We start from the raw sequence: 21253 nt of genomic DNA on the forward strand, positions 1-21253 counted from the left end.
GCCCAAGGTTGCGATCAGTCTTTGTCCTCCGAAGAGGATTGCCGGTGGCCAAAAAAGCCGCATCCTTCGCCGCCTTGGGTGGCCTGGTATTTTCCACCGACGCAGGTCGTCATTGTCCGGAATGCAGCAAGCCGGTAGACGCCTGTATCTGCAAACAAACCGTGATCCCGGCCGGGGATGGCATTGCCCGCGTGCGTCGCGAGAGCAAGGGCCGTGGCGGCAAGACGGTGACCACCATCACTGGCGTGCCACTGGCCGAAGACGCGCTCAAAGAGTTGGCGACAACGTTGAAGAAACGTTGCGGCACCGGCGGGGCGTTGAAAGACGGCATCATCGAAATCCAGGGCGATCATGTCGAGCTACTCTTGGCTGAGCTGATCAAACACGGTTTCAAAGCGAAGAAATCCGGCGGCTAGCAGCCTCTGTGAAATCCATCTACGGCTTGATCCGGCGCTGAAACATTGCAGATCCGGCGTCGTCTCCATGGTTTTCACAGAGCCTGTTCATGACCGGTTTCTAAACTCCACGCAGTCAGTGCGGTCTACCGCCGCGCTGACGAACCGTCATTTTCATACTTTAGACTGCGCCGGCCTGCGATCAGGCGACGCACTATGACTTCTTTATAGGGGACTTCGATGTCCGTACGACGCACACGCAAAGACGATGGCAGCCAATGGACAGTTGCGGACAGCCGCAGTGTTTACGGGATTCGCCATTGGGGGGCCGGGTATTTCGCGATCAATGACGCCGGTCGCGTCGAAGTTCGTCCGAACGGCCCAAGCAGCTCGCCTATCGATCTGTTCGAGCAAGTCGACCAACTGCGCAAAAGCGGTTTGTCCTTGCCGTTGCTGGTTCGTTTCCCCGATATCCTGCAAGACCGTGTACGCCAGTTGACCGGCGCCTTCGATGCCAACATCGAACGTCTGGAATACCAGAGCAAGTACACCGCGCTGTACCCGATCAAGGTTAACCAGCAAGAAGCGGTGATCGAGAACATCATCGCCACCCAGGACGTTTCCATCGGTCTGGAAGCCGGCTCCAAGCCTGAACTGCTGGCCGTGCTGGCACTGGCGCCGAAGGGCGGCACCATCGTCTGCAATGGTTATAAGGACCGTGAGTTCATCCGTCTGGCGCTGATGGGCCAGAAGCTCGGCCACAATGTGTTCATCGTGATCGAGAAAGAATCCGAAGTCGGCCTGGTGATCGAAGAAGCCGCCTCGCTGAAGGTCAAGCCACAGGTCGGTCTGCGCGTACGTCTGTCGTCGCTGGCGTCGTCGAAGTGGGCCGACACCGGTGGCGAGAAATCCAAGTTCGGTCTGTCGGCTGCGCAACTGCTGTCGGTGGTCGAGCGTTTCCGCGCGGCCGGTCTGGATCAGGGCATTCGCCTGTTGCACTTCCACATGGGTTCGCAGATCGCCAACCTCGCTGACTATCAGCACGGCTTCAAGGAAGCGATCCGTTACTACGGCGAGCTGCGCAACCTCGGTCTGCCGGTCGATCACATCGACGTCGGTGGCGGTCTGGGTGTCGACTACGACGGCACGCACTCGCGCAACGCCAGCTCGATCAACTACGACATGGACGATTACGCCGGTGTCGTGGTCGGCATGCTCAAGGAGTTCTGCGATGCGCAGGCCCTGCCGCATCCGCACATCTTCTCTGAAAGCGGCCGCTCGCTGACCGCGCACCACGCGATGCTGGTAGTGCAGGTGACTGACGTCGAAAAGCACAACGACGAAATCCCGCAGATCGAAAACAAGGAGTCGTTGCCGGAAACCGTGCAGTGGCTGGTTGACCTGCTCGGCCCGACCGACATCGAAATGGTCACCGAAACCTACTGGCGCGCCACCCACTACATGAGCGATGTGGCTGCGCAGTACGCCGACGGCAAACTGACCCTGGCTGAAAAAGCCCTGGCCGAGCAGTGCTACTTCGCCGTGTGCCGTCGCCTGCACAACTCGCTGAAAGCGCGTCAGCGTTCGCACCGTCAGGTGCTCGACGAGCTCAACGACAAACTGGCCGACAAGTACATCTGCAACTTCTCGGTGTTCCAGAGCCTGCCGGATACCTGGGCGATCGACCAGGTGCTGCCGATCATCCCATTGCACCGTCTCGACGAAGAGCCACTGCGTCGTGCGGTGCTGCAGGATCTGACCTGCGACTCGGACGGCAAGATCAACCAGTATGTCGACGAGCAGAGCATCGAAACCAGCCTGCCGGTACACGGTTTGAATGAAGGCGAAGACTACCTGCTGGGCGTGTTCCTCGTTGGCGCCTATCAGGAAATCCTCGGTGACATGCACAACCTGTTCGGTGACACCGACTCGGTGAACATCTACCAGAACGCCGATGGCAGCGTGTACCACGCTGGCATCGAGACCCACGACACCATCGAAGACATGCTGCGTTACGTGCACTTGTCGCCGGAAGAACTGATGACTCACTACCGCGACAAGTGCGCCAGTGCCCGCATCAGTGCCAGCGAGCGCACGCAATTTCTCGATGCCTTGCGTCTGGGTCTGACCCGCTCCTCCTACCTGTCTTCCTGAGGTCAGGTCGCAATCTCGCCGGGTTGTGTGAATTTTTCCTGTAGGTGGCGGAAAATTCGCATGACTCGGTGGGATATCTCCCAATATCTTTGCGAAAGGCTTGGCATTCCCGGCCAGAAAAGTCATCCGGTCTGCTTTTCGCGTAGGTCATTTCCTAAGTTGTACTTCAGCTCTCTACTCGGCCATGGCTCTCGGCGAGAATCCCCGGCCGCCCCTCCTGTAGAGATCCGCCCATGTTCGAACCAGTCAACGAGTCGTCGTTTCGTCTCGATGTAGCGGGCCTGTCCGACCCCTTCGAAGTCCTGGCCTTTACCGGTAGCGAAGCCCTCAGCGAAGCCTTTGCGTTCGAGATCGATGTGTTGATCGACGATCCGCACCTGGATCTCGCCGGCCTGCTGTACCGTTCGGCATTCCTGTGTTTCGGGCCGTCGGGGGAGGGTGTGCACGGGCAATTGCAGAGCCTTGTCCAGCATGAGCATGAGCATGGACAAGGTTTGCGGTTGAGCCGGATCCGTCTGGGGCCGAAACTCGATTGCCTGGCGCTGCGCTTCAGCCAGCGAATCTTCAGTGGCCGTTCGGTGCCGCAGATCATCGAACAGGTGCTCAGAGAGCACGGGATCGTCGGTGCCCAGCGCCGCTTCGAGTTACGCGGGGAGTACGCGCCCCGGACGTTCTGCACCCAATACCGCGAGTCCGATCTGCAACTGCTCCAGCGCTTGTGCGCGCAGGCGCGGATTCACTATTACTTTGAGCACGACCGTGACCGGCATTGTCTGGTTTTTGCCGATGATCCGGCGCAGTTGCCCTTGGCCGGTGCCGCGCGGTATCAGCGTGAGGACGATGGGCATAACGCTTCGTGCACCGTGCACCAATGGCAGTTGCAAGAGACCGTGCAGGCCAGCTCATCGGGCCTGTACCAGGCCGAAGGTCAAAGTGAGCTGGCGGCGTTGCGCAGCGGTCATTGGCTGCGATTGGCCGGTCATCCTTTCGCCGAATGCAATCGCCCATGGTTGCTCACACGCATAGAACATCGCGCCGATCCCTCCCTCGAACGTCCCTATGCCAATCGCTTGTACGGGGCGCTGCAGGTGCCGTGTGCATCAACCACAGCGCCATCGCGCATGCACAGCCTGCAACGGGCTTGGGTGGTGGCAGTGGACGAACCGCAGCCTGATTGCCTGCGCCCGGTGGCGGTGCAATTCGATTGGCTCTATCAAGGCGAAGGCGCCGCGCCGAGTCACTGCTGGCTACCGCTCGCGCCGTCCCTGGCGCAGACGCCAATGGTGGCACTGAGCGATGGCGTCGAGGTGGTGGTGAGTTTCTTCGAAGGCGATCCGGATCAGCCGATGATCAGCGGGGTGCTACACCCGCCATTTGCCGTCACCGACACTGACGATGCTCCGCCACTGCCCGACAGCCTGGTGAGTGAAGGCCTGCAGCAACTACTGGCGTCCGGTGAGCCGTTGCTGCTGTTATGCCTGATCCCCGGCGGCGGCAGTTTCAGCCACTGTCTGGAGCCAGTGTGCAGTTGTCGACTGGTCACCGCCCTTGAACAGAGCGGCGCAACATGAGTGGCGCGGCGCTTGAGCCCATGGCGCAGTGGCTATTGCTTGATGGCCCGGATGCACCGCAAGCCTTGCGGGTACTGCGCCAGGCCTTTGCCGACGTGCGGTGCTTCAAACTGTTTGATGGCACCGAGTTTGAGCCGGTCAGCGAGCATGGTCCGCGGTTGATCGAGTTGCGCGATTGCCCGGCGCTAGGCGCGCTGTGTCACAGCGATCCGAACACATGGCGCGGGCTGTTGCTGGGCAGTGAGGCCACAGCACAACAACTGCTGAGGCACTTGCAGCGCATGCTCACGGTGTCGTTCGGCTTGAGTCATCGGGCTTTGCTCAGCTATTACAACCGGCAGACCGCGAGCTATTTCTTCGACGCCTGTGATGCCTCTGAACTGAGCCGCTGGCTCGGGCCGATCCGTCAGTTGCGCTGGTTCGGCGGCACCTGGGCCGACCGCGCGATTGGCAGTCAGGGCTGGCAACAATTGCGCAACCCCGGGCTTGCCGTCGAACCGCTGAGCATCGAAGAAAGCCTGACCCGGCGCCAGCGCGAACGCCTGCAGACCTGCCTGCTGGAACAACACATCTGGCGCTGGTGCCAATCGCTGGGAACCGATTACGCGGCGATGTCCTCCCATGTTCAACAAGGCCTGGCGTTGGGATTCAGCGATCGTACCGTGCTCGACGGCTGGTTATGGCTACGCTTGCTGCATCCGCGTGCCGTGCTGGTGCCACCGCCGGTGGGTCTGACCCAACAACAGCGGCTTGACCATGTACGACGCCAGTGGCACGGCGATCAGTCCTGAGGCGAGGTTCGGCGCGTATGGCAGGTTTATTCCGGCAAGGGTTCGGCGCAATGTTCGGCAGTGTATTGCTGCTGGTGCTGAGCGGTTGTTCGCCGGTGCAGTTGCTCAATGCGCTGACCCCGGACAGCACGTACGACAAAACCGCGGGCATTGCGTATGGCGACGACCCGCGGCAGAAGCTCGATGTGTATGTGCCGCATCAACCGATGCCGGGTGCGCCAGTGGTGGTGTTTTTCTATGGCGGCAGCTGGAACAGCGGTTCGCGCCTCGACTACAGCTTTGTCGGTGAAGCGCTGGCGTCGCGGGGGATAGTCACGGTCGTGGCGGATTACCGCTTGTATCCGCAGGTGCGTTATCCACTGTTTTTGCAGGACGGCGCGCGGGCGGTAGCGTGGACCAAAGCGCATATCCGCGAGTTTTCCGGCAACCCGCAGCGCTTGTATGTGATGGGTCACAGCTCTGGCGGATACAACGCGGCGATGCTTGCGCTGGATGGCGAATGGCTCGCGGCGGTGGGCATGTCACCCAAGGATTTGCGGGGCTGGATCGGCCTGGCCGGGCCGTATGACTTTCTGCCGATCGAGAATCCCGAGGTGCGCCCGGTGTTCTTCTGGCCGGACTCGCCGCTGCAATCGCAACCGATCAATCATGTCAGTCGCGGCGCACCGCCCGCGCTGCTGATTGCTGCAAGCAAAGATGATCTGGTCAACCCGACCCGCAACACCGGCGGCCTTGCCAGCAAGCTGCGCGAGGCCGGGGTGCCGGTGCAGGACTTGTATTATTCGCGGCTCAATCACATTACGTTAGTGGCAACCTTGTCACGACCGTTGCGGCAACTGGCGCCGGTGCTCGATCAGGTGGTCGGGTTTATCGCACACACGCCGGCTCAGTGAACGCCGCCACTGAACCAGCCATCGTTGCGCTTGAGCCACCAGGCTTGCGCACCAAGGGTCAGGCTGCGCAACACCATGAACAGCAGAAAAGTTATCCACAGGCCGTGATTGCCGAAATCTTGCAGCGCCCAAGCGAACGGCAGTAGCAGAACCACGGTGATCAGCATGCCGTTGCGCATTTCTCGCGCGCGGGTGGCGCCGATGAACAGGCCGTCGAGCAGGTAGCTCCAGACCGCAATCAGCGGCAGCACGGCGAGGTAGGGCAGGTAGGCGAACGCCGTGTCGCGCACGCTCTGGATGTCGGTCTGCATCTCGATGAACAGGTGCCCGGCGAGCAGAAACAGCGCCGCAAATCCGAGGCTGGCGATCAGCGACCAGCCGCCGGCCACTACCAGCGATTGCCGCAGAGCCAGACGATCGCGGGCACCGATAGCGTGTCCGCACAAGGCTTCGACGGCATGGGCCAGACCGTCCAGCGCATGTGCGGTCAGCAGCAAGCCATTGAGCAGCAGCGCGTTGGCGGCCACCGTCGAATCGCCCAGCCGCGCGCCTTGCACGGTGATCAGGAAAAACACCGATTGCAATGCCAGGCTGCGAATGAAGATATCGCGGTTGACCGCCAGCAACGGGCGCCAGCTCTGCCAGATCTTCAACGCTGCCCAGACGATGTGCCCCGGATACGCCCGCAATGCCTTGCGTGTCAGCAGCAGGCCGAGCAGGGCGCCGCTCCATTCGGCGATCACCGAGGCCCGCGCTGAACCGACCACGCCCCAGTCCAGGCCGATGACGAACCACAGATTGAGGCCGATGTTGATCAGGTTGGTGGTCAGCAGAATCGCCAGCGGCGCCCGGGCGTTTTGTGTACCGAGGAACCAGCCGACCAGTGCATAACTGGCCAGCGCCGCTGGCAGCCCGAACAACCGCGTGTGGAAAAAATCCCGGGTGAGCTGATCCAGCTCCGCCGACGGTTGTATGAAGTGCAGTGCAACTCCGCTTAGCGGCACACCCAAAGTGCCAAGCACCAGCGCCAGCCCCATCGCCAACAGCAAACCCTGTAACAGAATCTGCCGCAACGCTGCACCGTCGCTGCGCCCGGCGGCCTGCGCGGCAAAACCGGTGGTGCCCATGCGCAGAAAACCCATGGCCCAGGCGAGAAAGGTGTAAAGGCTGGCACCGACCGCCACCGCGCCTAATTGATGGGCGTGGGGCAAGTGGCCGATCACGGTACTGTCGACCAGCGCCACCAGCGGTACGGAAATATTGGACAGAATCATCGGCGCGGCGAGCGCCCAGACCTTGCGGTGCGTCGGGCGGTCGCGCCAGTCGGCGATCAGAGTGGACATGCGAGCTCCTTGGGAAGCGGCATTGTAGCGGTAGAAGCCACCCTCACCCCAGCCCTCTCCCGGAGGGAGAGGGAGCCGATCTCTGGCGTTTTCAAAACCTGAGTTCGACTCGGTATCGCAAGTCGGCGTATTTCTGCAGAACAACCCGGTCAGTCCCCTCTCCCTCCGGGAGAGGGTTAGGGTGAGGGGCTCTTGAAGGCCTAATGAATAATCCAGCTAAGCAACCACAGCCCCAGCAGCAACCAGATGATCCCGGCAATGATCGACGCATTCATGAACGCCCGGATCGCCGACCACAACAGCATCAGCCCGACGATCAGCGCGATGATGCTGATGATCGAGGTGTCCATGCCCAGCGTCTTCGCCAGCCCGTCGACAAAGTTGCCGCCGGCATTGCTCAGAATGTTGAACAGGCCGCTGAGGCCGTCGACGATAAACCGGATGACCGAGCCGAGCGCCTGGCCGAGCCATTCGAAAAAGCTTTCTACCTGCATGTGTTCATCCTGATCAAAGAGCTGAGCCTTGGGCCACAATGCGGGTGGCCGAGTTCCCTGCATGATAGAAGGTTTACACCGCCCTTGTAGGAGTGAGCCTGCTCGCGATAGCGGTGTGTCAGTCAACGATGATGTTGAATGTAATGGCGTCATCGCGAGCAGGCTCACTCCTACAGGGTTTACGCTTGCCTTCAGGTCGTATCCCCCCGAAGCTATACGCCTTCAGGAGAGCCCGATGAACCTTGTTGAACTGACCGAACGCCTGCACGCCATTCGCGACCGCAATGACTGGCGGCAATTTCACAGCCCGAAAAATCTGGCCATGGCCGCCAGTGTCGAGATGTCCGAGCTGGTGGAAATCTTCCAGTGGCTGACTGAAGACCAGTCGCGCCAGTTGCCCGCTGACAAACTCGCCCACGCCGGGCAGGAAGTCGGCGATGTCGTGCTGTACCTGTTGCTGCTGTGCAGCGAGTTGGGGCTGGACATGAATGAAGTGGTGCGCGCCAAGCTCGCCGACAGCGAACGGCGGTTCAGCTGATGAGCGACCGGCATTTCGATCAGTTGGCGACGCGTTTCGCCGAAAAAATCTACGGTGGCGCCAAAGGCGCGATCCGCCTGGCGGTGTTGCAGGCCGACCTGGCCGAAGCGCTGCCGGATCGCCCGTTGCGGGTGCTCGACATTGGCGGCGGCCTCGGCCATATGTCGCTGTGGCTGGCCGAGCGCGGCCACGACGTGACCTTCACCGAGCCGGCCGCACCGATGCTCGAAGGCGCGCGCCAGCGTTTCGCTGAAGCCGGGCAAACCGCGACGTTCATTCAGGCGCCGTGGCAGGAACTGCTCGGCCAGCTCACCGAACCGTACGATCTGGTGATCTGCCATGCGGTGCTCGAATGGCTCGCCGAACCCCACGCGATCCTGCCAGTGCTACATCAACTGACCAAACCCGGTGGCTGGTTGTCGCTGGCGTTCTACAACCGCGATGCGCTGATTTATCGCAACCTGCTCAAAGGTCATTTCAAGAAAATGCGCAAGAACGTCATGGCCGGCGAAAAGCAGAGCCTGACGCCGCAGCAACCCCTCGATCCCCGGGAATTGGCGACGCAACTCGACGGCTTGTGGCAGGTCGAAACCCAGAGCGGGATCCGCGTTTTCCACGACTACATGCCGGTGGAATTTCAGGCCCGCGCCGAACTTGTGGATTTGCTCGAGATGGAGCTCGCACACCGTCGTCACCCAAGCTTTGCCGGGCTTGGGCGTTACTTGCACTGGATCTGCCGGCCGATCTGATCGGAGCGCGATATGAAAGCTCAATCCGGGTTACTGCTGATGTGTCTGGGGTTGGCTGCTTGCCAGAGCAGCAACCCCTACGTGGCGCAATCGCGGCCCTTGCCGCCGGCACCGCCACAGGCCGCCACCACCTTCGACCGCAGCGCATACCCGGCGCCGCCGCGTGATTATGGACGCTATCGCAGTTGGGCCTGGCTCAACGGGCAACTGCCGCCAGGCACGGCGTGGGCAGACTCGGCGCAGGTGGCCGAAGCGGTGAGCAATGCGCTGGATCAGCGCGGCCTGCGCCCGTTACATGACCAACGCCCGGCCGACCTGCTGGTCAGCGCCAGTCTGCGTCTGGAAACCCGCTTGCGTCAGGTCCAGGACGACTACGGTTATTACGGCGGCGGATACGGCGGCTATGATCGTTATGGCCGCGGTTACGGCATGTACAACACGGTGCCGATCGTGCGCACGTATTCCGAGCAGGTCGTGGTGGTGCAGGTCAACCTGTTTGATGCCGGCACTGGGCAACCTGTGTGGAGCGCCAGTGCCGAAACCGCGAACAAGGGCAGCGAAATCGATCGCACCGATTCGATCCGCGAGGCTGTGGAAAAGGCCATGTCGGCGTATCCTCCCAGTTAGCTTGCTGCCAATCAGAAGCTGCCGCAGGTTCATGTCTTCAACCGGAGAAAAATCATGTTCCGCCGTCTCGCTCTACTGGCCATGGCCGCGTTGCTCAGCGCTTGCGCCGCCAACCAGGTCAATCATGACTTCGATGCCAGCCGCGACTTTGCCGCCTATCGTAGCTGGAGCTGGAAAGACCCCGCCCTGCAATATCGCCCCGATGATCCGCGGATCAAAAGCGACCTGACCGAGCAACGCATCCGCCAGGCCGTCGCCGATCAACTCGACCAGCGCGGTTTGCGTCCAGCTGCGGCGGGCGCCAAGGGTGACTTGAGTGTGCAGACTTACCTGATCGTCGAGGATCGTCAGCAGCAAGTGACGACCAACTACGGCGGCGGTTGGGGTGGCCCGTGGAATGGTTATTGGGGCGCGCCGATGTACAACGAAACGCGCAACATCACCTACAAGGTCGCGACCATCCAGATCGACCTGCTCGACGGCAAGGACGGCAAACTGGTGTGGCGCGGCAGCGATGAGCAGATGCTCGCCAGCAGGCCGAATCCGGAGGATCGCAGCAATGCCATTCGTGAGACGGTCGGTCGGATTCTGGCCAACTATCCACCGCGTTGAGTCTGTTCAGGAAAAACGGGAGCCCCTGAGCTCCCGTTTTTTTGCCCTGCGACGACCACCGGTAGGAGCTGCCGAAGGCTGCGATCTTATGATTTTGCTTTTTAGAGGCCAAGATCAAAAGATCGCAGCCTGCGGCAGCTCCTACCGGGGATTGCGCGTCTACACTCAGTTGCACCAATGGAGCTAGCGGCAAAGGAGTGCGCCATGTCGCCTCGTTCGCGATTCAACGGCCCGGCCCGCCAGCGCGGGGCGATTGGCTTGATAGCGGCGGCCACCCTCAGTCTGGCGGTGGTGATGCTGCTGTTGGTGGTCGACACCGGCCGCCTGTACATGGAACAGCGCAAATTGCAGCGCGTGGTCGACAACGCCGCCCTCGAAGCCGTCAGCCGTGGCGGTAATTGCCTGCCGGGGCTGAGCGCCGCCAGTTATGCCGGGCAAAGCGCCGTGCGCAATGGCTACATCGTCGATGCCAGCAACACCCTCGCCACCACCTGCGGCACCTTGGTGACGGCCGCCACCGGCCTGCGCACATTCGCGGTGGATGCCACGCAAGCGGCGGCGGTCAAAGTCGTCGCCAGTCGCACAGTGACCACCAGTATTGCCGGCGGCGTGCAGGCCTTGTTCAGCGGCACTCCGGTCAGTCTCAATACCACGCTCAATGCCTCGGCGGTGGCCGCTAAACCGCAGCCGACGGTGGCCCAACTGAATATTCGCAGCACCCTGGCCAACATCGATACGGCCCAGTCGAACATCCTCAACCCGCTGTTTTCCGGGCTGCTCGGCGGCAACGTCAACCTCACGGCACTGGGTTGGGATGGCCTGCTGAACACCGACATCAACTTGCTCAAATACCTTGATCAACTGGCAATCAATCTCAACGTCGCGGCGGGCAACTACACGCAATTACTCAACACTCAGGCCACGGTGACGCAACTGATTCAGGCGGCGGCGACGGTGGTGCAACTCAACGGCGCGACCGCCCAGGTGATCACTGCGCTGGGCCAATTGCAGGTGGCCGCGATCAACGCGGCGCCGGTCAAACTGGGTGACATCCTGCAATTGCAGACCGGCACTACATCGGCAGGATTAGACGCCAATCTGCAACTGCTGCAGCTGATTCAGGGCGTGGTGCAACTGGCCAACAGCAAGAGTGCGGTGGCGGCGACGTTGCCGATCAGCGTGCTGGGGCTGGCGAATGTCACGGTGCGGGTGAAAGTGATCGAGCCACCGCAGTTTTCCGCGATTGGCGATCCGGCGCGGGCCAAGGCCAACCCCGACCCTCAATCACCGGACCGGATTTATGTGCGTACGGCGCAGGTTCGCACGATGCTGTCGGTGAATCTGCCAATATTGAACGGGATCGCCGGGCTGACCAATGCCGTGTTCGGACTGGTCGGTGCCTTGACCCCGACACTCAATGCGTTGCTGCACCTGGATCTGGCAGCCACATTGAATTCGGTCCTCTGTCTGTTGGGGGCAAGCTGCGAGCAACTGGCCCCGCGACTGTTACCCTCGCCGGAAATCGATATCAGCCTGGATGCGGGCGGTGCTCAAAGCTATGTCACGGATTACAGTTGTCCGACGGGCACAATCGGGACCAAAAGTCTGACCGCACGCACCATCACCTCCATTGCTGATCTCAAACTCGGCAAGATCGACCCCACCAAAGCCTTTTCCTCGTCTGCCGAACCAACGGTCACGCCGTTGCCGTTGATTGATTTGGGTATCGAGACTTGCTACGGATTGTTCGGCTGCGATGCGAGCAGTCATGTTCAATATGGTGCGGGAGGCATTGGCATCATGCTCGACACCAGCGTCGCGAAAAACACCCAGGACCTAGTGTTTTCCAGCGTTAACGCCAGCGTTCCACCGTTCAATACACCGGCCAACCTCAAACTTCTGCCAAGCGTGCAATCGGCAGTGCCGACCAACAACATCGTCGGCAGTCTCGCCGGCACATTGGCTGGCATTAATCTGATCGTCTACAAACCGCAGGGCAGCAATCCATTGGGTGCCGTCGTCACTGGCGTTGCCTCTTTGATCAGCGATGTCACCAGCAAATTGCTGCCGGTGGTGACCAACCTGATCAGCCCGTTGCTCGACCCGCTGCTGAACAACCTGCTCAAAGGACTGGGTATCAACCTGATGGATGTCGACGTCGGCGCCAACATGACCTGCGGCCAGACCGGTAAAGCCTATCTGGTGATCTAGGCACCAGCGGCAATCGGCAATTCGATGCAGAACCGCGCACCCTCCACCGAGTTGCGCACGCTCAACCGGCCGCCCATGTTGTCGATGATGCCGTAGCTCACCGACAACCCCAGCCCGGTGCCGACGCCGATCGGTTTGGTGGTGAAGAACGGCTCGAAGATCCGCTCCAGCAAACGTGGGTCGATACCGCCACCGTTGTCCTCGACCCACAGCCGCACGTACTGTTCATCACGTTCGGCATAGATCGAAATCCACGGTTTGAAGGATGAATCCTTCTCGCGTTTGCTCAGCAACGCATCGCGCGCATTGACCATCAGGTTGATCAACACCTGCTCAAGCTGATCAACGTAGCCACGCACCTGAACCTCAAACCCGGTCTCGCTGATGCGCAAGTCCACGCCTTTGCCGCGCATGCCTTCGGCCAGCAGCGACAGGGTGCCTTCGATGGCGGAGGCCGGGTTGAACAATTGCTGCTCGATCTCCGAACGCCGGCCAAACACGCGCATGTGATCGACCACTTTCGCCGCCCGCTGCACCTGCGCATCGATGCGGTTGAGCTTGTCGGTCAGGTAGTCGACCTGCACATCGCCGTTGCCCAGACGCTTGAGCACGTTGACGATGGCCATGCGCATCACGTTCAGCGGCTGATTGATTTCATGGGCGAGGCCGGTGGCCATTTCGCCAAGGGTGGCCATTTTCGCGCTTTGCGTGAGTTGTTGCTGCGAGCGGCGCACTTCGGTGTTGTCGCGGCCCACCGCTTGCACTTCGATCAATTGGCCGTGTTCATCAAACACGCCGCGATCGGACCACACCCACCAGGCGTGTTCGCGGCCGGGCAGTTGCAGGCTGATTTCTGCGGTACTTACCGGGTGCTCCGCCGTCATTGATCCAAGGCGCTGGACGAATGCGGCGCGTTGTTCCTCAGACATCCAACTGCCCAGATCGACCCCCGGCAGTTCCTCCGGCGTGCATTCCAGATACGTCGCCAGCGGCCGGTTGCCGAAGGTCAGAATCAGGTCTGGACGATAACGACAGATCATCGCCGGTGAGTCCTCCACCAGAATCCGGTAGCGCTCTTCACTCTTTTTCACCTGCTCGGCCGCCAGGGTCGCTTCGGTGACGTCCAGCCACAAACCGACGGCTTCCACCGGCAGACCGAGGTCATTGCGCAGCAGTTTGGCTTCATCAAGCAGCCAGTGATATTCACCGTGACGGTCGCGCAGGCGATAACGCGCGCGCACCGAACCTTCGCGTAACAGCTGACGGCTGCGGGCGAAATACAGGTCACGATCCTCGGGATGGATCATCTCCACCAGTGCGCCGTCGCCACAGTCCTCGAGGCTCCAGCCCAGCAAGGGTTGCAGGCTGGCACTGAAGAATGCCGGGATCAGCGCACCTTCGTGGTACTGCTGGACGTAAATCACTGCGGGCGAACTGGCGATCAGGTTGTCGAGCCGCGCATGTGCGGCGGCGGCCCGTTGTTGCTGATTCTGAATGTCGCTGATATCGAGCATGAAACCGACCAGCCGCCGCTGCTCAGCGTTGCCAATCACTTGGCCCTGCACGCGATACCACGTGGGCGCCTGCGCGGGATCGCCGTCGCGCAGGCGCACTGAAAGCGTCAGGGCTTCACCGTGTTGTTGCAAAGCCTGCAGACGGCTGCGCAACTCTTCGCGGTTAGCGGGATGGATCTGTGCCAGCCAGTCTTCCAGCGGTAATCCGTCAGCGTTCAAGTGCAGGGCCGCCGCCAACGCAGGCGCCAGTTGAATGTGCTTGTCACCGGCAAGGATCTCCCACCAACCGGTGCCCAGCAGGGTTTGCAGCGACTCGATACGTTCCAGTTGCAGGTGATGTTGCTGTTCGCGCAGGCGCCCGAGCAACGGCCCGGCCAGCGCGCCGACCAGCGTCATCCAGTCGCGCTCGGTCAGGTACGGCGCGGCGCTGTCCACCGGATAAAACCCGCAGAGCAGCCAGGCCACCACACCGCGTTCATCGCTGTACGGCACCGCGAAACCTTCGGCACTGCCGAACAAAGCCTGCACCCGCGAATGTTCATCGAGGCCATGGTGTGCGCCGACGCGTTGCGGCGCGGCGCCGTTGAGGCTGTCCAGCGGCGTGCCCAGGCGCTGGCCGTCATGCCACAGGATCGGTGCATCGTGGGCGCGATACTGGCGATGGATTTGCCAGCCCTGTTGCTCATCATCGAGCAAGGCCAGCGCCAGACAAGGGATGTGCCAACGCTGGGCGATCATTTGCAATTGTTCGCTGACGATCACCGGCAAACGCGCTTGGCTGCACGCGCGCAGCTGTTCGCTGATCTGCCCGGCCAGCAACTGGCAGGCATCACGCTGACGCGATTGTTGGCGTTCGAGCAGCAAGTCAGCGATGTCGATCAACTGCATCAGCCAGCCGTCGCCCAGCGGTTGTACCCAGCCACGCAGGTGCACGGTTTGCTCGCCCAGGCCGAAGAAGTCGAGATCCAGCAAGAGCCCTTGCCACTCCCTCGGACGACCTTCGATGGTCAACATGCTGTGGGGCAGCAGATAAGTGCTGAGTGGCAGGGGTTGATCTTGAGGTTTGAACTGCTCCAGCAGATGCCGCAAAGGTCCGGCGATTTGCAGCACGCCACCGTCATCGTTCAGTTGCAGATGCAAGCCTGTTGCGGGTGAGCCGAGCGGGTCGGGCAACTCGTGGGCGGCGGACGGCGTGCGTTTGAGCAAGCGCCCGAAGAGCTTGTCTCCCGACGTCAAAATTGCAGACTCGACGTGGCAGTCAGATAAGGAGGCAGGCTGGGCACCGGGCCGATGCCCGGCAGCACCAGAAACGGCATGACCTGATTGAGCTTGCTGACAGGGTAATTCACTTGCACCGTCAGCAGGCCGGAGGCGCTGTACTGGACGCTGGTGTCAACGCCGACCACCAGGTTGAAGATCGGTCGGATCCAGGACAATTGCTGGGTCAGCGTGGCGTTTGCGGTGTTAATCACCACGGTTGAATAGTTGGGTGTGTTGGGGTCGACCGCGACACTGCGGCGTACCGCCTCGGACGTGGCCTGGTTGAACGATTGCATCATCACCAATGGCAGGCTGTAACTGACCAGGCCGTAAAACACGGCGAAAAAGATGATGAACACCAAGGCGAACTCGATCGCCACCGCACCTTTTTGCGACTTCCGAAAGCCGGTTTTCATGAGTGCGTCTACCCTGACTGTCACTGCGTAGTATCAGCATAGAATCATTCCGCAAAAATGGACGGTTTTTACCCGATGTACAGTTTTGTCCTCTTGATCTGGCTGGGGCTGTGCGCGGCGCAAGACGCCCGCCAACGGCGCATTGCCAATGGCCTGACCCTTGGTGCGGCGGCGCTGGCGCTGGTTTATCTGCTGTGGACCGGCAGCACTTGGTTGGGTGCTGAGGCGGGGCAGGGCGGTTGGGCCTGCCTGATCGCACTGGCGCTGACCCTGCCGGGGTTTTTCATGGGCCGAATGGGCGCCGGCGATGTGAAATTAATGACAGCTCTTGCCCTCGCGACGGACGGTCTGTTTATTCTCGGCGTGTTTATCGGCGCGGGGTTCGCCAGCGTGCTCTGGATGCTGCTGGCGCCAAGAGTCTGGCTCCATATGAGTCAAGGGCTTAGAGAACGTCTGCGATATCTGGCACCAGATTTGTCAAAAAAGCTGCCATTTGCACCGTTCGTGCTGATCGGTTCGGTGTTCGCTCTGCTTTGGATCCATTAGTCGCCAAGCGCCACTAGTTCTATGTACATAGTCGGAAAGTGCGTCTACTTTCAAAGGAACTGGTTATACAGCCAAAGGCTGGCAGTACAGGAATGGTCAGCTTTGGCCTGGGACATGGAGTAGCACGTGAACAAGCTTACGTCTGCGGTAAAAGTCCTCGTGGTCGACGATCAGCCATTGATTGTGGAGGAGCTGTGCGAGTTTCTTGAAAGTAACGGGTATCGCTGTGTGCCGTGTGAGTCCAGTCTGCAGGCGATCGAGCGTTTCAGTGAGGACGCAGAGATCGGTCTGGTGCTGAGTGATCTGCACATGCCGGACATGGATGGCATTCAGTTGATTCAGGAATTGCAGCGGCTGGCGGGCAAGCATCGGGCGTTCGAGGCAATCATGCTCACCGGCCGTGCCGACAAGCAGGATGTGATCAAGGCGTTGCGTGCCGGGATTGCCGATTATTATCAGAAGCCGATTGATCTGGATGAGTTGCTCGAAGGTGTGCGGCGTCAGGAGGTGGCGTTGCAGGATCGGCAGAAGAATCTGCATTTGGGGCATTTGAATCAGAAGTTGCAGTATTTGTCTGAGTCGATTGATGACCTTTATCAGGATCTGGACAAGGTACGGCGCAGTCCTTCGGCGGTGGCTCGCGATGTGTCGGGTGGTGAGCCTGGCGAGGCTGAGGCGCAGGAGATGCCGGCGATTTTCAATCAGTTGTCGCCACGGCAGCTGGATGTGGCGCGGTTGGTGGGCAAGGGGCAGACCAATTATCAGATTGCCTGTGAGTTGGGGATTACCGAGAACACGGTGAAGCTTTATGTTTCGCAGGTGTTGCGGTTGACGCATATGCATAATCGGACGCAGTTGGCTTTGGCTTTGTCGCCTAGTGCTTCGGCTTCTCGGCAGCGGGTTACGGCGCATTGACTTGGCGGCCTGTGGGCCGACCAGGTTCTTGGGGGGTTGGGTGAATATCCGTTGTTGCGGGTGTTGCGGCTGGCGGTTCCGCTCTTACAGCGGGTCACTTTTTCAGACGCCAAAAAGTAACCAAAAGGCTGGGCCCCGGCGTTCGGCCCCTCGCTGGGGCTCGAGGTTCCTTCGCTCCGGGATCGATCCGGGGGCATCGCTTCCGGTTTGCTTCGCTGCACCTCCTTTCGATGTGTTCGACTTCGTCGAACGGCGCTGCGCGCCTACCCCCGGATCAATCCCTGCGCTCAGCCTGCCGAAGGGGCCAGCAGATCAAAAGCTGCAGCCGAGCTAACGCTCATCCTGTTGAGTGGTTAGGGGAGGGTGAGGGGCTTTTGATCTTTTTCAGAGTCTGAATTCGACTTGGTATTTCATGTCGGCGTAGCTCTCCCAGACACCACGGTCAGTCCCCTCTCCCTCCGGGAGAGGGCTAGGGTGAGGGGCTTTTGATTTGTTTCAGAATCTGAATTCGCCTCGATATTTCACGTCGACGTAGCTCTCCCAGACACCGCGGTCAGTCCCCTCTCCCTCTGGGAGAGGGCTAGGGTGAGGGTTGGCTTTTGCTGTTTAAATTTGTGTCAGATAACCGGAACCTTCCCACACTGTTTTCAGGTTGTCCGTCAGACGTGCGCTCTCTAGTCTCTGACCTGTCGCTGAACACTCAGCGATCGGGTGTGAGAACCCGGCAATTTATGGTCATCAAGTCCTTGTGCACGCATAATCGCCGCCAGCTTGTCTGCTGTCTGCTGTCTGCAATGTGTCATGGCGGCTGTGTGCGGGCAGACTTCGGTCTGGCCGGGTGTCCATAACCGGTATTCTCACCCCGCATACAGCTGCCACCTTTTGCCCCGTGAGAATGGTAGTGGGTAGTGGCAAAGACTTTGGAGTTGTTTCAATGGACAAACTGATCCCCGACCCACCCACCGAACCCACCACCCCGCTCGAAGAAGCCATCCGCGCCGACGACCTCGTCAAGAACCGCGAAGCCATCAAACGCGCTCTCGATTTCTACCTCTGCCCCGAACCTGAAAAACCCCGCCAAGCGAGCACGATGTTTCTCATCCATCCGAAAATCGATACCGAAAGCCTGCTCGCCCACGCCTGCGAATCCCTGGCTTCGGCCAATACGCTGGCGGGTAACTTTGCTGATCAGTTGGCCCGGCCTGAGCGCAATACCGCGCTGGCGATTCAGCAGATCATCATGCTGGCCGAGTTGGCGGTAAACCGGGCATTGGATCGGGTAGATCCGCAGACCTGATCCGGCAGGCACACCGTGTCATCGTTCTTCGCGAGCAGGCTCGCTCCCACAGGTGGAGTGCATTTCAAAAGGTGGGAGCGAGCCTGCTCGCGAAAGCGCTCGCAAGGTCACCCCATCACTAATTCTTGCTCTCGATCTTCCCACCCGCATCCGGATCATAAAAATCCGGAATCTCATATTTGTACTTCTTCAACCAGCGCTGCATCGCCAGATCCCGTTCGGTCGCGGTCGCCGTCTGTGGTTTGGGCGAGGCGGCTTTGTTGCGGCTTTGCAGGACCAGCCAGCCTTCGGTTTCCTGTTGTTGCGCCGAGGCGGGGCCGGCGTCGATGGCGGCGGCGCTGAGGGGCAGGCTGAGCAGGGTCAGGTAGCACAGGCCTTTGAAGGGATGCATGGCTGTCTCCTTATTTGAGCGATGACGGCAACGGGTCAGCGACGGCGGCCACTTGATTGCTGGTGGCCGGTTTGGACTTGACCGGGGCTTTGAGTTTTTCTGCGCGCTCTTGGGCTTCGGTGAATTGTTCCGGAGTCAGTTTCGCGCGGCTGACGATTTCGGCGGCTTGTGGCCAGTCGTTCTGGTACAGCAGCAGGGTGACCATGTTCAGGGTCGCCAGTTGGTTGTTCTGCTTGAGTTCGATGGCGGTGAGAAACTCGAACCGCGCGTCGTTCAGGCGCAGTTGGTTGAGGTAGACCACGCCGAGGTCGTTGCGGATTTTTTCGTCGGTGGGGGCCAGGCGGGCGGCACGTTGCAGGTGAGCCTGGGCCTGGCCGTTGTCGCCGCGGGCGGCGTAGAGTTGGCCGAGGCCGTGTTCGGCTTCGGCGGTCAGGCAGCCACCGAGCAGACCGCGGTACAACGGTTCGGCTTCGCTGCGGCCGAGCAGGCGGTAGACCTTGGCTTTACGCAAGCGCACTTCGCTGATGTTGTCCGGCAGGCTTTGCAGGTTGGCCAGGCTGGCGTGCAGTTTGCCGTCGTTGGCCAGATCGTCCGCGAGGTTCAGGGCCAGTTCCTGCTCCTGGGTCATTTTGCTGCAACTGGTCGGTGACAGCAGCGCCGTCCACGGTGCCTGGCCGTCGGTGGCGCAACCGCCGAGCATCAACAGACTTGCCATGACTATCAGTACTTTCATCAAACGCTCTCCATGAGCAAGGTCAGTTTGCGAATGCCCGGGCTATCGCGGTGAAGCCCGGGCCGGCGAGGACGATCAGCAGTGCCGGAAACAGAAACAGCATCATCACCACCGACATCTTCGCGGACATTTTCGAGATGTATTCCTGCAAGCGGGTCAGACGCCGGTCGTCCAGCAGTTGCTTGAGCGCCAGCAGCGATTTCATCGCGCCGCCGCCCTGTTGAATCAGTTGCTGGAGGATCACGCAGGTGTCGCTGAACTCGTCGACGGCGAGCATCACCGCGGCTTTGTTCAACTCTTGGCCGAGTTCCAGGCCGCTGTCGACACGGGTCAGGATCAGGCGCAATTCGCTGGTCAGTTGCGGCAACAATTTTTGCGCTTCAGTGCTGAGGACGCGCAGGGCTTGTTCGACGGCCATGCCGGATTCGAAAAGGATGCGCAGCAGCGGAATGAACGTCGACACCTCCACGGCGATGGTTTTCTGCCGCCGCGTCGCTGCGTAAGCCAGCAGACGCTTGGGCAGCAGATAACCGCCGCCGGTGGCGAGCATCGGCACGATCCAGCGGTTGTCAGCTTGCGGGAAAAACACCTCCTGCAGAAAAATCGCCAAACCCAACGTCAGCAACGGCGTGCCGATCTGGCAGGCGGCGTACAGCGCCCGTTCGCTAGAGCGGCGCCAGCCGATGCGGTTGAGCAGGGTCTGGGTTTCGCTGTCGATGCTCACCGAGCGTTGCCCGAACTTACTGCCGCCCAGTGCGCGCAGCCAACTGCCGAAGCGGTTTTCACGCACCAGATGCCCTTGCAAGCGCTGATTGACCTGACGCACCCGGCGCCGTTCGGTCAGCAAGTGATTGACCACGAGTAGCAGGGCGCCGAGCAGCAACATGAGAGCGGCGAGGTAGACCATGTCAGACGCTCCGTAACATGCGCCACAGCGCGAGGCTTCCGAACACTTGCAACACGGCAGCGCTGATCAGCATGTGCTGCCCGCTCGCATCGTTCCACATCCCGAGCATGTAGCCGGGGTTGGTCAGCATGAAGTAGCTCACCAGCAGCAACGGCAACGAACCGAGTACCCAAGCGGTCATGCGCGTTTCGCCGGTGAGGGCGCGCAGTTGCCGGGCGCCCTGGTCGCGTTCGCGGATCAGTTTGATCAGGTTTTCCAGCAGCTCGCTGGCGTTGCCGCCGTAGCGATGATTGACCTTGAGGCCGAGGGCGAACATGCGCAGTTCGTCCTGTTCATACAGCTCGGCGAAATCGCTGACCGCGTCGGGCAGGTTGACCCCCAGTTGCACGTTGCGCTGGACCCGGCCCATGGCTTTTTTCAGCGGATCTTCGCTGGCTTCAATGCCGCCCATGACCGCGTCACTCAGGGTGCGCCCGGACTTCAGGCTGCGTACGGTGTGATCGAGCAACTGCGGCAGTTGCTCGATCATGCGCTTGATCCGGCGCTGGTAAAGAAAGGCGATGTACAGCCGCAACAGCAGTGGCGGTATGACGATCATCAGCAGCAGGCCAATCCAGTCGGCAAGAAAATACCCCAGCGCCATCGCCAGCGCCCACAGACTCAGCCACAGGCCAAAACGCTCGGTCGGACGGCCCAGCCCGGCGCGTAGAAACATCCGTTCCAGTCCGACCCACACAGGTTTTTCAGGCGTCAGTTGTGGTTGCCCGGCGGCCAGTCGGTTGAGGACTTTTTCCGTGGCGGTCTTGCGCAGGCCTTGCAGGAACAGACGGATCGACAGCCCCAGCAACGTCAGGCAGATAACAATGAGAATGATTGGTCCCAGCATGCCCGGTGCT

At 60.7% G+C, this 21253-nt stretch carries 21 protein-coding genes; 13 read left to right on the forward strand and 8 right to left on the reverse strand.

Annotation, left to right across the window (positions count from 1 at the left end; genetic code table 11):
- The first annotated feature begins 44 nt into the window (after positions 1-44).
- The 5 genes from FGA82_RS01605 (at position 45) to FGA82_RS01625 (ending at position 5804) form a co-directional block, all read left to right on the forward strand.
- A complete protein-coding gene (locus FGA82_RS01605; protein ID WP_007914613.1) occupies positions 45-416 on the forward strand; it encodes a translation initiation factor Sui1 in 372 nt (123 codons plus the stop codon).
- Between the two features lie 219 nt (positions 417-635).
- A complete protein-coding gene (gene speA / locus FGA82_RS01610; RefSeq protein WP_034151560.1) occupies positions 636-2549 on the forward strand; it encodes an arginine decarboxylase in 1914 nt (637 codons plus the stop codon).
- Positions 2550-2782: 233 nt separating this feature from the next.
- Positions 2783-4120: a type VI secretion system Vgr family protein gene (locus tag FGA82_RS01615; protein ID WP_141125798.1), complete on the forward strand. Its 1338-nt coding sequence runs from the start codon at positions 2783-2785 to the stop codon at positions 4118-4120.
- On the forward strand, positions 4117-4911 hold the full coding sequence (locus tag FGA82_RS01620) for a DUF4123 domain-containing protein (RefSeq protein ID WP_141125799.1): 795 nt from the start codon (positions 4117-4119) through the stop codon (positions 4909-4911). Before FGA82_RS01615 ends, FGA82_RS01620 begins: the two co-directional genes overlap by 4 nt.
- Before the next feature lie 17 nt (positions 4912-4928).
- Positions 4929-5804: an alpha/beta hydrolase gene (locus FGA82_RS01625; protein WP_141125800.1), complete on the forward strand. Its 876-nt coding sequence runs from the start codon at positions 4929-4931 to the stop codon at positions 5802-5804.
- On the opposite strand, the gene FGA82_RS01630 is transcribed toward FGA82_RS01625, so the two are convergent.
- Positions 5798-7147: an MATE family efflux transporter gene (locus tag FGA82_RS01630; protein ID WP_141125801.1), complete on the reverse strand. Its 1350-nt coding sequence runs from the start codon at positions 7145-7147 to the stop codon at positions 5798-5800. The genes FGA82_RS01625 and FGA82_RS01630 overlap by 7 nt on opposite strands.
- A gap of 200 nt (positions 7148-7347) precedes the next feature.
- Positions 7348-7641: a hypothetical protein gene (locus tag FGA82_RS01635; RefSeq protein ID WP_007914623.1), complete on the reverse strand. Its 294-nt coding sequence runs from the start codon at positions 7639-7641 to the stop codon at positions 7348-7350.
- A 235-nt stretch (positions 7642-7876) separates the two neighbouring features.
- Here FGA82_RS01635 and FGA82_RS01640 point away from each other — a divergent pair, with 235 nt between their 5' ends.
- The 5 genes from FGA82_RS01640 to FGA82_RS01660 all read left to right on the forward strand — a co-directional run bounded on the left by FGA82_RS01640 (position 7877) and on the right by FGA82_RS01660 (position 12378).
- A complete protein-coding gene (locus tag FGA82_RS01640) occupies positions 7877-8179 on the forward strand; it encodes a MazG-like family protein (protein WP_141125802.1) in 303 nt (100 codons plus the stop codon).
- Positions 8179-8928 carry a methyltransferase gene (locus tag FGA82_RS01645; protein ID WP_064117277.1) on the forward strand — a complete coding sequence of 250 codons (750 nt, stop codon included), beginning with the start codon at positions 8179-8181 and terminating at the stop codon, positions 8926-8928. Before FGA82_RS01640 ends, FGA82_RS01645 begins: the two co-directional genes overlap by 1 nt.
- A gap of 12 nt (positions 8929-8940) precedes the next feature.
- Entirely contained in the window at positions 8941-9555 is a 615-nt protein-coding gene (locus tag FGA82_RS01650; RefSeq protein WP_141125803.1) for a DUF4136 domain-containing protein, read from the forward strand.
- Between the two features lie 54 nt (positions 9556-9609).
- The gene (locus tag FGA82_RS01655; protein ID WP_141125804.1) at positions 9610-10167 is read left to right on the forward strand and encodes a DUF4136 domain-containing protein; all 558 of its coding nucleotides are present in this window, start codon (positions 9610-9612) and stop codon (positions 10165-10167) included.
- A 204-nt stretch (positions 10168-10371) separates the two neighbouring features.
- Positions 10372-12378 (forward strand): pilus assembly protein TadG-related protein, encoded by a 2007-nt coding sequence (locus tag FGA82_RS01660; protein WP_141125805.1) that lies wholly within the window; start codon positions 10372-10374, stop codon positions 12376-12378.
- On the opposite strand, the gene FGA82_RS01665 is transcribed toward FGA82_RS01660, so the two are convergent.
- Together FGA82_RS01665 and FGA82_RS01670 are read right to left on the reverse strand one after the other, a co-directional pair.
- Positions 12375-15128 (reverse strand): PAS domain-containing sensor histidine kinase, encoded by a 2754-nt coding sequence (locus FGA82_RS01665; protein ID WP_141125806.1) that lies wholly within the window; start codon positions 15126-15128, stop codon positions 12375-12377. The genes FGA82_RS01660 and FGA82_RS01665 overlap by 4 nt on opposite strands.
- Complete coding sequence (locus tag FGA82_RS01670; RefSeq protein ID WP_141125807.1) at positions 15125-15568, reverse strand: TadE/TadG family type IV pilus assembly protein; 444 nt, start codon at positions 15566-15568, stop codon at positions 15125-15127. The genes FGA82_RS01665 and FGA82_RS01670 overlap by 4 nt, the downstream gene beginning before the upstream one ends.
- A gap of 75 nt (positions 15569-15643) precedes the next feature.
- Between FGA82_RS01670 and FGA82_RS01675 the strand changes: the two genes are divergently transcribed.
- The 3 genes from FGA82_RS01675 to FGA82_RS01685 all read left to right on the forward strand — a co-directional run bounded on the left by FGA82_RS01675 (position 15644) and on the right by FGA82_RS01685 (position 18326).
- Entirely contained in the window at positions 15644-16114 is a 471-nt protein-coding gene (locus FGA82_RS01675) for a prepilin peptidase (protein WP_171057227.1), read from the forward strand.
- 126 nt (positions 16115-16240) lie between these two features.
- Positions 16241-17029: a response regulator transcription factor gene (locus FGA82_RS01680; protein ID WP_141125809.1), complete on the forward strand. Its 789-nt coding sequence runs from the start codon at positions 16241-16243 to the stop codon at positions 17027-17029.
- Between the two features lie 934 nt (positions 17030-17963).
- Positions 17964-18326: a DUF6124 family protein gene (locus FGA82_RS01685; RefSeq protein WP_141125810.1), complete on the forward strand. Its 363-nt coding sequence runs from the start codon at positions 17964-17966 to the stop codon at positions 18324-18326.
- A gap of 118 nt (positions 18327-18444) precedes the next feature.
- On the opposite strand, the gene FGA82_RS01690 is transcribed toward FGA82_RS01685, so the two are convergent.
- Genes FGA82_RS01690 through FGA82_RS01705 form a run of 4 tightly spaced genes read right to left on the reverse strand, consistent with a single transcriptional unit; the run spans position 18445 to position 21243 of the window.
- Complete coding sequence (locus FGA82_RS01690; RefSeq protein ID WP_034154790.1) at positions 18445-18717, reverse strand: DUF3613 domain-containing protein; 273 nt, start codon at positions 18715-18717, stop codon at positions 18445-18447.
- Between the two features lie 10 nt (positions 18718-18727).
- Positions 18728-19450 (reverse strand): tetratricopeptide repeat protein, encoded by a 723-nt coding sequence (locus FGA82_RS01695; RefSeq protein WP_141125811.1) that lies wholly within the window; start codon positions 19448-19450, stop codon positions 18728-18730.
- A gap of 22 nt (positions 19451-19472) precedes the next feature.
- Positions 19473-20357 carry a type II secretion system F family protein gene (locus FGA82_RS01700; protein ID WP_141125812.1) on the reverse strand — a complete coding sequence of 295 codons (885 nt, stop codon included), beginning with the start codon at positions 20355-20357 and terminating at the stop codon, positions 19473-19475.
- Position 20358: 1 nt separating this feature from the next.
- Positions 20359-21243 (reverse strand): type II secretion system F family protein, encoded by an 885-nt coding sequence (locus FGA82_RS01705; protein WP_141125813.1) that lies wholly within the window; start codon positions 21241-21243, stop codon positions 20359-20361.
- Positions 21244-21253 lie beyond the last annotated feature (10 nt).

The organism is Pseudomonas fluorescens, from assembly GCF_005938625.1.
Lineage (GTDB): Bacteria > Pseudomonadota > Gammaproteobacteria > Pseudomonadales > Pseudomonadaceae > Aquipseudomonas > Aquipseudomonas fluorescens_BD.